General features: G+C 61.4%; 13 protein-coding genes. 9 read left to right on the top strand and 4 right to left on the bottom strand.

The genetic code is table 11. The annotated features are described in order from the left end of the window. The first annotated feature begins 57 nt into the window (after positions 1–57). The 5 genes from AAHK20_RS14035 (at position 58) to cysS (ending at position 6,067) form a co-directional block, all read left to right on the top strand. Positions 58–1,260, top strand: coding sequence for a porin (locus AAHK20_RS14035; protein ID WP_449182065.1), 1,203 nt, complete (start codon positions 58–60; stop codon positions 1,258–1,260). A 280-nt stretch (positions 1,261–1,540) separates the two neighbouring features. Next, positions 1,541–2,689 carry a porin gene (locus AAHK20_RS14040; RefSeq protein WP_449182066.1) on the top strand — a complete coding sequence of 383 codons (1,149 nt, stop codon included), beginning with the start codon at positions 1,541–1,543 and terminating at the stop codon, positions 2,687–2,689. A 262-nt stretch (positions 2,690–2,951) separates the two neighbouring features. After that, positions 2,952–3,173: an HP1242/YdcH family protein gene (locus AAHK20_RS14045; protein ID WP_449182067.1), complete on the top strand. Its 222-nt coding sequence runs from the start codon at positions 2,952–2,954 to the stop codon at positions 3,171–3,173. A 95-nt stretch (positions 3,174–3,268) separates the two neighbouring features. Continuing rightward, the gene (ppk2, locus tag AAHK20_RS14050; protein ID WP_449182068.1) at positions 3,269–4,378 is read left to right on the top strand and encodes a polyphosphate kinase 2; all 1,110 of its coding nucleotides are present in this window, start codon (positions 3,269–3,271) and stop codon (positions 4,376–4,378) included. Between the two features lie 306 nt (positions 4,379–4,684). Then, on the top strand, positions 4,685–6,067 hold the full coding sequence (cysS, locus tag AAHK20_RS14055; RefSeq protein ID WP_449182069.1) for a cysteine--tRNA ligase: 1,383 nt from the start codon (positions 4,685–4,687) through the stop codon (positions 6,065–6,067). A gap of 39 nt (positions 6,068–6,106) precedes the next feature. On the opposite strand, the gene AAHK20_RS14060 is transcribed toward cysS, so the two are convergent. From AAHK20_RS14060 to AAHK20_RS14075, 4 genes are all read right to left on the bottom strand, one after another. Beyond that, complete coding sequence (locus AAHK20_RS14060; protein ID WP_449182070.1) at positions 6,107–6,592, bottom strand: CBS domain-containing protein; 486 nt, start codon at positions 6,590–6,592, stop codon at positions 6,107–6,109. Between the two features lie 599 nt (positions 6,593–7,191). Further along, on the bottom strand, positions 7,192–8,388 hold the full coding sequence (locus AAHK20_RS14065) for a DUF6402 family protein (protein ID WP_449182071.1): 1,197 nt from the start codon (positions 8,386–8,388) through the stop codon (positions 7,192–7,194). 275 nt (positions 8,389–8,663) lie between these two features. Beyond that, positions 8,664–9,518: a mechanosensitive ion channel family protein gene (locus AAHK20_RS14070; protein ID WP_449182072.1), complete on the bottom strand. Its 855-nt coding sequence runs from the start codon at positions 9,516–9,518 to the stop codon at positions 8,664–8,666. A 116-nt stretch (positions 9,519–9,634) separates the two neighbouring features. Beyond that, a complete protein-coding gene (locus tag AAHK20_RS14075; RefSeq protein WP_449182073.1) occupies positions 9,635–9,895 on the bottom strand; it encodes a hypothetical protein in 261 nt (86 codons plus the stop codon). Between the two features lie 95 nt (positions 9,896–9,990). On the opposite strand from AAHK20_RS14075, the gene AAHK20_RS14080 reads away from it, so the two are divergent. From AAHK20_RS14080 to AAHK20_RS14095, 4 genes are all read left to right on the top strand, one after another. Continuing rightward, the gene (locus AAHK20_RS14080) at positions 9,991–10,773 is read left to right on the top strand and encodes an AraC family transcriptional regulator (RefSeq protein WP_449182074.1); all 783 of its coding nucleotides are present in this window, start codon (positions 9,991–9,993) and stop codon (positions 10,771–10,773) included. Between the two features lie 177 nt (positions 10,774–10,950). Continuing rightward, the gene (locus AAHK20_RS14085) at positions 10,951–11,910 is read left to right on the top strand and encodes a MurR/RpiR family transcriptional regulator (protein WP_449182229.1); all 960 of its coding nucleotides are present in this window, start codon (positions 10,951–10,953) and stop codon (positions 11,908–11,910) included. Next, the gene (locus tag AAHK20_RS14090) at positions 11,907–12,881 is read left to right on the top strand and encodes an isoaspartyl peptidase/L-asparaginase family protein (RefSeq protein WP_449182075.1); all 975 of its coding nucleotides are present in this window, start codon (positions 11,907–11,909) and stop codon (positions 12,879–12,881) included. Before AAHK20_RS14085 ends, AAHK20_RS14090 begins: the two co-directional genes overlap by 4 nt. 69 nt (positions 12,882–12,950) lie before the next feature. After that, positions 12,951–14,906: a dipeptide ABC transporter ATP-binding protein gene (locus AAHK20_RS14095; protein ID WP_449182230.1), complete on the top strand. Its 1,956-nt coding sequence runs from the start codon at positions 12,951–12,953 to the stop codon at positions 14,904–14,906. Positions 14,907–14,943: the final 37 nt, after the last annotated feature.

A 14,943-nucleotide genomic window follows, 5' to 3' on the forward strand; every position in this document is an offset into this window, starting at 1 on the left:
AAACATGCTACGAAAACCATCACACACGCCTCGTCAATCCAGCAAGGTAGAAACACCATGAAGAAACAGATTATCGCCACGGCGATTTTCAGCTCGCTCGTCGCCAGCGCCGCGCATGCGCAAAGCAGTGTGACGCTGTTCGGCTTGATCGATACGGGCATTGTCTATAGCAGCGACACCCGCGTGAATGCTGCGAAGCCGTCGGCAGGCGGCGGCAATGCCTGGCAGGAGTTCGCCGGCAACGTCTATACGCCGCGCTGGGGCTTGCGTGGCACCGAGGATCTCGGCGGCGGACTGAGCGCCGTATTCTGGTTGGAAAACGGCTTCAACTCGACTAATGGAACGTTTAAGAACGGCGGCGATCTCTTCGGCCGCCAAGCATGGGTCGGTCTGAGCTCGGCTCAGTACGGCACGCTGACGCTGGGCCGCCAATACGACTTCATGGTCAGCTACCTTGCGCCATTGAGCGCGACGGGTTCGGGTTTCGGCGGCAACCTCGCCGAGCACCCGTACGACAATGACAACCTGAACAACGACATGCGTCTGAACAACTCGGTGAAGTTCAGCAGCGCTTCGTTCGGCGGGCTGAAGGCCGGCGCGATGTACGCGTTCTCGAACCAAGCCGGCAACGTGTCCAACAACAATGCCTACAGCGCGGGCCTCAGCTACGCATTCGGCCCGATCAACCTGGCGGCGGCATATCTGCAGATCAATCGCGACCCGAATGCGCAGAATGCGAGCGGCGCGGTCAGCACGGGCGATGGCGATGCCCTGACGACCGGCGGGTTGCAACGGATGTTCGGCTTGGGCGCGCAGTACATGTTCGGCAAGTCCTCGATCGGCCTCGTCTGGACGCATACGTCGACCGAGAGCGTGTCGAGCCTCTGGTTCGGCGGCAGCACGAGCAACGGCGCGCTGCCCGGCCCGTCGAACGGCGCCGGCAACTACATCAAGTTCGACAACTTCGAGATCAACGGCCGCTATTTCGTGCGACCCGACTTTAGCCTTGGTGGGTCGTACACGTACACGATGGCCTCGTTCGAGTCGTCGACGGGCAATGCCCATCCGCACTGGAACCAGTTGATGGCGCAGGCCGACTATCTGTTCTCACCGCGCACCGATGTGTACCTGGAAGGGGTCTACCAGCGTGTCGGTGGGGGCAACAACATCTCGGCGTTCGACGCGGGTGTCTACACGCTGACCCCGGCCACGGGCAACCGGCAGGTGGTCGTGGCTGTCGGCCTCAAACACCGCTTCTAGCGGACCCGTTGCCTGCGCCGTCGCTTCACGGTGTGACGGCACAGGCAGTGTGGGAAGAAAAAAAGCAGCGCCACGGCGCTGCTTTTTTTTGCGTGGCACATCCGAAGACAAAAGTGGGGAATCTGTTGTTGCGTTGCGCTGAAAGACTGAGTTTCAGGGAAATTCCGCCTCGCGGAAAAGTGACTTCTTACACTCTCAACTCAATCGCGTTTCGTCGTCCGCTGAGGCGAACCGGTACCTGTTCGTAGTCTTCAGTCAAAACCACACAGGCAATATACCCATGAAAATGAAATGGAAGGTTTGGATTCCTGCGCTTCTCGTTTGCAGCGGCGCTCACGCGCAAAGCAGTGTCACACTGTACGGCTTGATCGATGAAGGCTTGAACTTCACAAACAACGCCGGCAACGGGCAGAACTATCAGCTCAAGAGCGGCGACACGGCAGGCAGCCGCTTCGGCATCAAAGGTACGGAAGACTTAGGTGGCGGCCTCAAGGCGATTTTCCAATTGGAAAGCGGCTATAACGTGAGCAACGGCGAGCAAGGCCAGGATCAGCGCATGTTCGGCCGTCAAGCGTTCGTCGGTCTGTCGTCGAACCAATACGGCACGATCACGCTGGGTCGCCAGTACGATCCGACGATCGACATGTTCAGCGACCTGACCGCCGCAGGCAACTGGGCCGGCGACGTCGGCGCGACGCCGTTCGACAACGACAACACGGACTGGGATTTTCGCGCCAATAACTCGGTCAAGTACGTCTCGCCGACGATTGCCGGCTTCACCGGCGAAGCGATGTACGGCTTCAGCAGCACGGCAGGCGGCTTCGCCGACAACCGCCTGATGAGCGCGGCCGGCCAGTACCAGATGGGCGGACTGACGGCGGTGGTGGCGTACATGAAGATCGACAACCCCGGCATGGGCAGCTCGGGCGCGGTGACGAACGACACGGTTTTCACCGCATCATCTCAGCAGAACATCGATGCGGCCGTCGCGTACAAGTTCGACAAGGCGATGCTCGCGTTCGCCTACTCGCATACGAGCATCGACGATCCGACCGCCAACGCCTATCTGAGCGGCTCGATTACGCCGGTCAACGGCGGCGCATGGACGAACTGGAAATTCGACAACTTCCAATTGAACGGCCAGTACTATTTCACGCCGGCCTTCTGGCTCGGCGCGTCGTACACGTACACGCTGGGCAAGCTCGATGCGACCGCCGGCAACTACAGCCCGAAGTGGCACACCGTTGCGCTGATGCTCGACTATGACCTGAGCCGCCGCACGTCGGTGTACGTGCAGGGCGCGTATCAGCATGTCCAAAGCGCGAACACGGGCACGCAATTCGACAATGCGCAGATCCTCGCCAGCTCGGGCCCGTCGTCGACCAACAATCAGATGGTGTATCGCGTCGCGCTGATGCATCGCTTCTGATTTTCGCGACGTAGCGTAGGTTTGTCGCCCCGCATTGGGCCCTTGCCGGCCTGATGCGGGGCGATGTCGTTTTAACGGGCGATGCCAACGAGACACACTGCCGCTTGCTTTCCAAAGCAAATCGCGAACCGGACGCCGCTTCATGAAGTCGTCTTGCGCGGATTTGCCGCACGCGGATACTCGAACTACACAGCCGATGCAGTGCCAGAATTTCATACACCGAGGGCCTTTTTATTTTGTGTCTCATTATTAGGAGTATGGAATGTTTCCTGAATTTCGCGATTTGATTTCTCGTCTCAAAACCGAAGACGCTCACTTTTCGAAGCTTTTTCATCGACACAACGAGCTGGATCAAGAGATCATCAACATGGAGTCGGGTATCAAGCCGGCCACCAGCGTTGCGATCGATACGCTCAAGAAAGAAAAGCTGAAGCTCAAAGACGCGCTGTATGTGCTGCTGAAAAAGGCGGAAACAGCTGCCTAAGCGACATGCGGCGCACACGCCGCTTTCATTCGACATGCGATGGAAGCGGCGCGAACCCTTCGACGTGGGCAACTCGTTACAGGAGACCATGAGCTTTGACATCCGAGCAGCAGAAAAATAATCGTGGCGCGTTCTCCGAACCGCCGGCCCGGCGTACGGCACAAGGCGACGTGATACCGGGCGACTCTCCCCGCTCGGCCGAGTTCAACCAAACGCGCGACGCGATCGATGCCGCCAATGCGCTCATCGCCAACGGCATGGAGGACATTCTGTCCAAGGGCGCCGCGCCCCATGCCGACACCCTGATCGATACCGTCAAGGCCTTGATGGACGGCCTCTCGCCCGACGAAGTCCGCGCGCTGCGCACGCTGCTGCTGCAAGGCGATCCGTCATCGTGGCACGCGCATGAAACCCGTCACCCGGACGCGGAACTCTCGCCGGACTTTCGCGAAGGCGGCTACCCCTATCGCAATCTGATGTCGAGGCGTGCCTACGAGAAGCAGAAGTACCGCCTGCAAGTGGAGTTATTGAAGCTGCAGGCATGGGTGCGGGACACGGGGCAGCGCGTTGTCATTCTGTTCGAGGGGCGTGACGCCGCGGGCAAGGGCGGCACGATCAAGCGCTTCATGGAGCACCTGAACCCGCGCGGCGCGCGTGTCGTGGCGCTCGAAAAGCCCAGCGATTCCGAGCGCGGGCAATGGTATTTTCAGCGCTATGTGCAGCATTTGCCCACCGCCGGCGAGATCGTGTTGTTCGATCGGTCGTGGTACAACCGCGCGGGCGTCGAGCGCGTGATGGGGTTTTGCACGGAGCACGAGTACGACGACTTCATCGAACAGGCTCCGCAGTTCGAGCGGCATCTGGCGCGCAGCGGCATTCACTTGATCAAGTTCTGGTTCTCCGTGAGCCGGGAAGAGCAGCGCCGCCGTTTTCGCGAGCGGGAAGTCCATCCGCTCAAGCACTGGAAGCTGAGTCCAGTCGATCTCGCGTCGCTCGACAAGTGGGACGAGTACACGCAGGCCAAGGAAGCGATGTTCACGCGAACGGATACGGCGGACGCGCCTTGGATCGTGGTCCGTTCCGATTGCAAGAAGCGCGCGCGGCTCAATGCCATGCGCTTCGTGCTGCACAAGCTGCCGTACGCGAACCGTGACCTTGAGAGCATCGGTGTCGTCGATCCGCTGATTGTCGGGCGGGCGATGTAGCGAGCGCGTGCGGCGGATCGCGATTGCGGATCAAGGCGACGCTAAAGCGATTGATTGGCCGCTTCATTGACCAAGCCACGCGTAGCCGTTAGCATCATCTCCATGACCGCCTATCTCCGCTCCCTGATCCTCCTCACGCACGCGTGCTGTCGCCGCCTGCCATGGGAAGCGTGCGTGTTGAGCCGATAGTCTTTCATTTCGCTTCCTAATGGCCGCCCGTTGAAAAACCGGCGGCCATTTTGTTTTTCGAGCCGCTTATTGCGCTGCTTACCGTTTCGCCACCCGAGCGCCACCCGAGGTATCCCGATGACACTCGCCTTGTACGACACATGGACGCGCTCCGTGCGCCCTTTCGAACCGCTCCAGCCAGGCCACGTCGGCCTTTATTGCTGCGGCCCGACCGTGTACGACTACGCGCACATCGGCAACTTGCGCACCTACGTATTCGAAGACGTACTGCGGCGCGTGCTGGCGGAGAACGGCTACGAAGTGCGTCATGTCGTGAACATCACCGACGTCGGCCACCTCGTCTCCGATGCCGACGACGGCGAAGACAAGATGGAAAAGGGCAGCCGCCGCACGGGCGAATCGGCGTGGACGATCGCCGAGCGCTACACAGCCGCGTTCATGGACGACTGGCGCGCGCTGAACCTGCTCGAACCGGCGCTCTGGTGCCGCGCGACCGACCACCTCGCCGAGCAGATCGACTTCATCGCCACGATCGAACGAAACGGCTACGCGTACCGCACCGCCGACGGCATCTACTTCGACACCAGCAAACAGGACGACTACGGCTACCTGGCGCGTCTTGACCACGCCGGCTTGCAAAGCGGCAAGCGCGTGGCCATGGGCGAAAAGCGGCACGCCACCGATTTCGCGCTATGGAAGTTCAGCCCGCCCGATGCCAAGCGGCAGATGGAATGGGAGAGCCCTTGGGGCCGTGGCTTCCCAGGTTGGCATATCGAGTGCTCGGCGATGTCGGCGAAGTACTTGAGCCCTTGGTTCGATATCCATTGCGGCGGCGAGGACCACATCGCCGTGCATCACAGTAACGAGATCGCGCAGACGCAGGCGTGCCACGGCACGCGTCTCGCGAACTTCTGGATGCATGGTCGGTTCTTGACGACTGGGGACGACGCGAAGATGTCCAAATCGGCGGGCGATTTCCTGCGCATGCAGAGCTTGATCGACCGCGGCATTGATCCGCTTGCGTATCGGTATCTGTGCCTGACGGCGCACTATCGCAGCGAGCTGCGCTTTACGTTCGATGCGCTCGACGCGGCACAGGCCGCGCTTAACCGCTTGCGTAGCGCGTATGCGAGTTGGCCGGAAGGTAGCAAGGCCGATGAAGGCTATGTTGCGCGCTTTCGCGTGGAGATCGACCAGGACCTCAACATGCCGCGCGCTTTGGCCGTGCTCTGGGAATTGGTGAGAAGCGATTTGCCGCTCGCCGTGCGGCGCGCGACGGTCGATCGATTCGATGTCGTGCTTGGGTTGCGGCTCGCGGAATGGAAGGCGGACGATGCACCGGTGCCGGTAGAGATCGCCGAGCTGCTCTCCCAACGTGAGGCGGCACGGAGCGCAAAAAACTGGGCGCTTGCGGACGCATTGCGCGAGACCTTGAAGCAATTGGGCTGGCGCGTCGAAGATGGGGCGGATGGGCAGCGCGCTACGCGCGGCGGGGCGTAGCCGCCGCGCGTGCGGCTGATCGAAGCGTAGCGCGTCTAGCTACAGGCGTGGACGCGCCGCAAGCAGCCTGTCCCACTTGGAGGGCGGTATGCTGATGCTCCCATCATTGTCGAGCGCGTCCCCGCTAGAAAACGAAACGGACTTTCCTTCGTAGTCGCTCCAAGAAAGTTCTGGAACGGGAGTTCTTAGCGTAAGTTCGGCAAGCAGCTTGTCATTTTTTGAGTCGAATAGCCTGCCAACATACTCCGAGTTGCCACCACCAGGAGCCCGCTTTAGCAGACACCGCTCGGCGATGTAATTGCCGTCCGGCGAAGTGGAACGCTCGCATTCCGTGCCTTGCGAAGTATGGTTAAACAAGACGAGATAAAGCACCCCGATAGCGGCTAATGTTGCAATCTGCCTTGGGAACCTGAACAGGATCCGGCCCATCCAATCGATCCAGAAACGAGGCATTGTAAGAATGAGAAGCAAGGCAAATATTGGCCCAAAGAAAATCACGAAGGCATCGCCAAATTCGAACCTCATAGATCCACCTTGATAGGTGGGACGACTGGCACGTAACGGCGATCGGTAAATACGGTGAAGTCGCCGCGTCGCGGATTCGGCAGCCTGCTAAGGAAGCCTCGCCGTCATTCGGTCATAAAGTGACGGTGGCAGACTTATCGAGCCCAAGTCTTGGTCTTCCGGATAAAGCAGCACATCTTTCCTCCAATAGAGTTCCACAGGAACGCCAGAAGTATCCCGATAAGTTCGCTCGGCAAGCAATTGCATCTCGTCGTTTTCGTATAGTCGCAGAACGATCGTGTCCTTGAATTGGCAATAGCGGACAAGATAGAGGCCATCCGGGGATCGCTTGTTGTTGCGATCCATTGGATGACAGAGCGACCGCACTCGGGCATCTCGCCAAAAATTCCACGTATAGAATAGGACAATCGAGCTAATTAAAACGACTACTACACGCTTGATCGAAACCCGAGCTATCCGACGTGTACGTTGTTGCCGTCCATCTTTATCAATGAATATGACTCTCAGAGATCGCACTATCGAGATTACAATTATCCCAAGGAGAGCGAATGCAATCAAAAGCACCAATGTTGCAATGCCGACTCCGTCTGCTGAAATGCTCATAGAAATCGAATCTCGATCGGTTGGTGCAATTTTATGAAGCGGTAGTCAGAGTAAGCAACGAAGTCGCCTCCGCGATGATGGCGTCGCTGCCACTCACGGAACGAGCTATTTCTGACTGGATAGTAAACGTTGTCACGTACCCGCACGTCGCCAATCGCAACCGGATAATCTATCCAGCGTATGCCGGCAATACCGGCCGCGCCCGTTGCGGGGACAATAATGACACCCCTGCGGTTCCAGTGTCCGAGATATTGAGAGGGATCTCCTTTCTTATCCGTAAATGTATAGTTATCCTTTACGTAAGTAATTATTGTCGAGATTGTCGCCCGGCTGGCATCACGGTTGAAATTTGCATTGCCAATTGCCGCATAAAAATTGAATGAACCAAGCGCTCCGGTTAGATCGTCGGGTACTCCATTGCTATGAAAATACCGAGTGATATATTGCTCAAATTTTTGAGTGAGGGTGCTTTCAACCCCAGCGAACTGAAACTGGAAATTCTTGTGTAACGCCTTCATATCCCCATTGCAAAGCGTCATTGCATCCACCGTTCCGTATGAAGACCTGTGCGGCGCCAACTTACTCCGCAGTGCCTCGATAGCTCTTGGCGTAGTCAAGCGCTCGATACGTTGTAAAGCGTCGTATTGCGCGCTTGCCCTTTCGTGTCTCAGCACCCAATCGAGTTTGACTGTCGTCATGTCGTACATATCGGGCGGGTACGGCTTGCCCTCCTGATCGATTTCTAAACTTTCTTCATCATCCGTCGGCGAATAGTTCAACCTCCCCGCAAACCACCGCTCCATGAGCTTCGCGGACACCGGCATCAACTCTTTGCGCATGGCCCCCGGGATCTCCTGAATGTCGAACGGCGGCACTGTCTCAACTTTCTTGGCGGGTTTCGGCGGAGGCGGCGGCTTCGGCGGTTCGGGCGTGTTGAGCCATGTCTTGAAGCGCGAGAACGTGTTCGCCATGCTTTCGATGTTATCGAGAACGTTGACGAGAGGATCGGGCTTCGGTGGCGTGGGGTTTGGGGCTTTGGTTACCGGAGGTTCAGGCGGCGCGGGCAAAGGCGGTGGCGCTTTGTCCATGGACAGCGACGCCTCGCGCACGACCCGAGCGCCGTCTTTGCGCTTCCATCGCCACAGCAATTTGTTGATCTTGTGGTACGGGACTGCTTCGTTCCCCGAATCCATTTCAATTGTCTCCCTGTCTTGTCGGCTGAAAATGAATCAACCGACGCCAGGCTAGCCCGGACAGGGAAATCGGGTCAATTGGACGAACGCAAGGATTCGGGGCCTTTTCTATTCTTGTGCCGTTGATTTGACGGACATCAACGCGCCGCGTAGCAGGTGAGACGTTTGAAGGCAGGCGGGTTCAAGCGCGATTTAATTGATCCGCATAGTCGTAAATGCTTCGAAGATCTCTATCGCCGCAGCATCATTTCAAACCGATACGGATCCAATACGCCTTACTTCGCTTCCCCCGCGCTCTGCACAATATGCAATTCCCGCGTGCGAATCGGCAACCCACACTGCGCATCTGCGAGCGTCTGGCGCACCTTGCGCGCGAGATCCCAGCGCATGTTCCAGAACTCGTCGGTGCTGGACCAGACTCGAATGTTGAGCACGGCCGTGCTGTCGTCGAAGCGGATCACCATGACTTGCGGCGCGGGGTCCTTCAACGCGGCGGGCTCGCTCTCGGCGAGCTCGCGCAACGCTTCGAGCGCGCGATTGACATCGTCGCGCACCGACACTTCCACTTCGAGATCGAGGCGGCGAGTGGGGTTGCGCGTGTAGTTGCGAATCGAATTGCTCCATAGCGCGCTGTTCGGCACGTATTCGCAGATGCCGTCGGGTTTCGTGAGGCGAGTCGTAAAGAGGCTGATCTCCTCGACGGTACCTGCCACCGCTCCGCCGCCGCCATCGATGTAATCGCCGACCTTGAACGGACGCAGAAGCAGCAGCATGATGCCGGCCGCGATGTTCTGCATCGTGCCTTGCAGGCCCAGGCCGATTGCCAGGCCGGCCGCGCCGAGCACCGCGACGATGCTGGCGGTCTGGATGCCGAGCTGCGACAGCGCGCCGACAATCGCGACAACGCGGATGGTCCAGATGCTCGTATCGCAGACGATGGGGCGCAGCGTGGTGTCCACGCGTGCGCCGTTGGTCAGCACGCGGTTGAGCCAGCGGCCGACGCGTGTCGAAATCCACCATCCGACGACGAGCACGAGGATAGCGGTACACGCATTGATCGAGAACGTCGAGAGCGCGTTCCAGAGGAATGACCAGTTGTCCGGATGAATATGGGTGAGAAGGTCTTGCACGAAAATCGCCTCCTGGTGCGGTAGCTCCGCGGACGGCAAGCGTCCGCGGAATTCAAGAAAGGCGGGAATTCTAATCGATCTCGCCGGCCTTTTTAGAGACGCCGCCGAACGCGGCCCTATTGGACATCCCTCTCCTTCACAAACGCACGCAACGTCGCATCGCGAATCTCGAAGACATCGAAGAGACCGAGCGCGCGAAGCGCGGGCAGCAAATCGACGATATCGCGTTCGGCAAGCGCGCGCGCTGCGTCGGATACATCGGGGTCGGCGAGGGTCTTCGCATTCGCGAGAAAGGCGCCGACCGAGCCTTTGCGGACGACGACGCCATTGAATTCGCCGGCATTCTTGTCGTCGGGAAGCAGTTCTTCAGCACGCATGGTACGTCTCCGTGAGGGTCAGGGGTGAGACGAGTGTAGCCAGCGTGCGCTGGCTCAGATACGCTATTAAGGCCATTCGATACCGTGTTCAGGCCATGTCAGATCCCCTTATTTCTCCGTCGCGCGCCGAATCCGCCGGTGGGCCGCTCGTCGTCGCAGCCCAAAGGCTCGGCAAGATGGCCCGCTCGACGGCCGCGCACAGCCACGCGCGCGGGCAGTTGCTCGGCGCGTCGCGCGGGCTGCTGACAGTCGGCACGGCGAGCGGCCAATGGGTCGTGCCCGCGATCCACGCGGTTTGGATTCCGCCGCATCACGTTCATTCGCTGCGCTCGCACGGCGCCTTCGCGGGCTGGAGCGTCTATGTCGCGCCGCACGCGTGCGACGCGCTGCCCGACGCGCCTTGCACGATGCGAAGCTCGGGCTTGCTGCGCGAAGCGGTGATGCGCGCGGCGACCTGGAGCGACGCGCCGCACGACGAGGCGCAGACGCGCATTGCCGGCGTGATCCTCGACGAGATCCGCGCGTTGCCGCGCGAGCCGCTCGGCTTGCCGCTGCCGCGCGACCGACGCCTCGTGCGCATCGCGCAGGCGTTCACCGACAATCTCGCGGACAACCGTCGCATCGACGACTGGGCCGAGTGGGCCGCGATACCGGTGCGCACGCTCACACGACGCTTCGCCTCCGAAACGGGCTTCAGCTTCACCGAGTGGCGGCAGCGCGCACGGCTGATGCGCGCGCTCGAAATGCTCGCGGCCGAAACGCCGGTGACCCACATCGCGCTCGACCTCGGCTACGACAGCATCAGCGCGTTCATCGCCATGTTCCGCCGCACGTTCGGCGTGACGCCGACTCAGTACTTCTCTGCTTCGAACGTTTGACGACGCGCAATCTGCACGGGCGCGCGGCGCTCATTGGTGTGCGTATGCACGCCGATTAGAGAAAACCCGCACTCGATGAAAATAATTTTTTCTCAGGAATTTTTTGTGTAAATATATTTTCATTACAAGATGAAAGTTCTTCGTTACCGCTTCAACCGCGACAACCTTTTGATCCACATGTCCCGTCACGCTTCCACGCAGTCGCCGCCCGTCGAACAGACGATCTCCGCGCGCATTTCCGCGGCGATGCCCAGCCTCACGCCGATTCACCGGCGCATGGGCGAGTACGTGCAGGGCAACCTGTTTCGCGCGGCGACGATGCGTATCGACGAACTGGCCAACGCCACCGGCGCGTCGGTCGCGAGCGCCAACCGCTTTGCGCGCTCGCTCGGCTTCGATGGCTATCCCGCCTTTCGCGAAGCGCTCGTGCGCGGCTTCGAGGCCACGCTCGCGCCGGTCGAGCGCTTGCGCAGCGCGCAGGAGTCTCCTGCGGGCGGCGGCGAATTGCTCGACGCGTCGCTCGAGCAGACCATCGCCAACCTGCACGCGACCCAAAGCGCGATCGATGCGGCGAGCGCCGAGGCCGCCGTCGAAGCGATCCTCGCCGCGCGCCGCGTGTTCGTGCTCGGCTACGGCTCGAGCGCGTTCCTGGCGGGGCTGATGGAGCACGGCCTCGCGCCTTATCACCAGAACGTCGAATCGCTCGCGCTCGCTGGCGGTCCCACGCACGCGGCGCGGCGCCTCTTCAATGCGAGCGCCGACGATCTCGTGATCGCGATCGCGTTTCCGCGCTACGTCGACGACACGATCGCACTCGCTTCGCGCGCCGCCGGGCTCGGCGCGCGCGTGCTCGCACTGACCGACAGCGTCGATTCGCCGCTCGCACAGTTCGCTCACCTCGCGCTCTATGTGCGGGCCGAGCGGCGCCTCGCGGCGAACTGCGACGCCTCGGTGCTCGCGGTGATCGAGGCGCTTTGCGATGCGGTCGCGCACCGCACCAAGCGCTCCGCCAAGGCCGCCGCCGAGATGACCGAATTCGTGCTGCCGTGGCTCACGAAACCCCACGCGGCGACCGAACCGATGGCGGCCGGCGCGCCACCGAAAACTCGTCTTTCCAAACGATCGAAAACACCATGACTCGCACCGCCGTTCTCGCCATCCATGGAGGCGCAGGCACGATCCTGCGCGCCGCGATGGACCCCGCAGCCGAACAGTCGTATCACGCGGCGCTGAGCGACGTGCTTGCCGCCGGCCAGCGCGTGCTCGCCGATGGCGGCAGCGCGCTCGACGCGGTCAGCGTTGCCGTGCGCCTGCTCGAAGACTGCCCGCTCTTCAATGCCGGACACGGCGCGGTGTTCACGTCCGACGGCACGCATGAACTCGACGCGTCGATCATGGACGGCCGCACGCTCGAAGCGGGTGCCGTGTGCGGCGTGAAGCGCGTGAAAAATCCGATCCTCGCCGCGCGCCGCGTGATGGAGCAGAGCGAGCACGTGATGTTCGCGGGCGCCGGCGCCGAAGCGTTCGCCGAGAAGCAGGGGCTCGACATCGTCGACCCTTCGTACTTCCATACCGATGCGCGCTACCAGCAGTTGCTGAAGGCGCGTGAAGCCGGCAAGGCGCTGCTCGATCACGATGCTGCCGCGCTTGCCGGCGCGAAAGACATCCCCCATGAACCGATTGATCCGAACCGCAAGTTCGGCACGGTCGGCGCGGTCGCGCTCGATCTGCACGGCCACCTTGCCGCCGCGACCTCGACGGGCGGCATCACGAACAAGGAGCCGGGGCGCGTCGGCGATACGCCGCTGATCGGCGCGGGCTGCTACGCGAACGACGCCACCTGCGCCGTCTCGACCACGGGCAGCGGCGAAATGTTCATGCGGATGGTGGTTGCGTACGACGTCAGCGCGCAGATGGAATATCGCGGTGCCGCGCTGGAAGCCGCCGCGCAAGACGTCGTGATGAACAAGCTGCCGCGCATCGACGGACGCGGCGGCCTCGTCGCCGTCGACAAGCACGGCAACGTCACGCTGCCGTTCAACACCGAAGGGATGTACCGCGGATACGCGCGCGTGGGCGAGGCGCCCGTGACCGCGATCTATCGTTGAGCGCGGCTTTTGCTTCGCGCACCCAACCCAAGCGTCAAATCAGCGCTAAACGACGAGGATTCGATCGTGGTGACTTCATCGAATGCAACGGGGCCGCTTGCCGATTTGCTACCGGAGCCGCGCGTGATCGCGGTGGACGATCTGTCGGTCGCGTTCAGGCGCGATGCGCGCACGTTCGAAGCGGTGCGGCATCTGTCGTTCTCCGTCGATCGCGGCGAGACGCTCGCGATCGTCGGCGAATCGGGGTCGGGCAAATCGGTGACGTCGCTTGCGCTGATGCGTCTCATCGAGAACGGCGGCGGGCGGCTCACGAGCGGACGCATCGCGTTCAAGCGCCGCAACGGACGCGTGCTCGATCTCGCGCAGGCGTCGAACGCGACGATGCGCTCGATTCGCGGCGCGGACATCGCGATGATCTTCCAGGAGCCGATGACGTCGCTGAATCCGGTGTTTACGGTCGGCGATCAGATCGCCGAGGCGATCGCGCTGCATCAACACAAGAGCCGTTCGGAGGCGCGCGCCGAAGCGCTGCGCTTGCTGGACCTGGTGCGCATTCCGCAGTCGCGCCGCGTGTTCGCGCGCTATCCGCACCAGCTTTCGGGCGGGATGCGGCAGCGCGTGATGATCGCGATGGCGCTCTCGTGCAAGCCGTCGCTCCTGATTGCCGACGAGCCGACCACTGCGCTCGACGTCACGATCCAGGCGCAGATTCTGCAATTGATCCGCGGCTTGCAGGACGAGATGAACATGGGCGTGATCTTCATCACGCACGATATGGGTGTGGTCGCGGAGGTCGCCGATCGCGTGCTCGTGATGTATCGCGGCGAGAAGGTGGAAGAAGGGCGCTCGGATAGGATTTTCGCGGCGCCGTCGCATGCCTATACGAAGGCGCTGCTTGCCGCCGTGCCGCGCTTGGGATCGATGCAGGGCACGGAGCGGCCCGCGAAGTTTCCGATTCTCCAGGTGCAGACGGATTTAGCTGCGGGTGCCGCCGCGAATATTGTTGCGGGCGCAACGAACGCGAATTCCAACTCTGAATCGGCAGCGGTTCCCAGCGTGGACGCACAGCAACCGGAAGTGCATGAAAGCACGCCGCCGATCCTGCGCGTGCGCGATCTCGTCACGCGCTTCCCCGTAAAAAGCGGCTTGTTCGGACGCGTGTCGCAGAACGTGCATGCGGTCGAACGCGTGAGCTTCGATCTGCGTCCCGGCGAGACGCTTGCGCTCGTCGGCGAATCGGGCTGCGGCAAGTCGACGACGGGCCGTTCGCTCTTGAGGCTCGTCGAAAGCCAGAGCGGCACGATCGAGTTCGACGGGCGCGATATCAGCTCGCTGACGGGCGCGGACCTGCAAGCACTGCGCCGCAATATCCAGTTCATTTTCCAGGACCCGTTCGCGTCGCTCAATCCGCGCTTGACGGTCGGCTTCTCGATCATGGAGCCGCTGCTCGTGCACGGCGTCATGCGCGGCGAACAAGCGCAAGCGCGCGTCACGTGGCTGCTCGAGAAAGTCGGCTTGCCGGCCGACGCCGCGCGCCGCTATCCGCACGAATTCTCCGGCGGCCAGCGTCAGCGCATCGCCATCGCACGGGCACTCGCGCTGAACCCGAAAGTCGTGATCGCGGACGAATCCGTCTCCGCGCTCGATGTGTCCGTGCAGGCGCAGATCGTCAACCTGATGCTCGATCTGCAGCGCGAGCTGGGCGTCGCGTACCTGTTCATCTCGCACGACATGGCAGTCGTGGAGCGCGTGAGCCATCGCGTGGCGGTGATGTATCTCGGTCAGATCGTCGAGATCGGGCCGCGCCGCGCGGTGTTCGAATCGCCGCGCCATCCGTACACGAAGAAGCTGATGAGCGCGGTGCCGGTCGCCGACCCGGCGCGCCGGCACGCGAAGCGGATGCTCGCCGCCGATGAAATCCCGAACCCGATTCGCGCGATCGGCGACGAGCCGATCGTGGCGCCGCTCGTCGCGGTCGGGCCGGATCACTACGTCGCCGAGCATCGCATCGGCGGCGCGTATTAAGACCTCAAATCTGAGACCTCAATCGGACCACTAAGGA

It is taken from the genome of Trinickia camelliae (assembly GCF_053525655.1).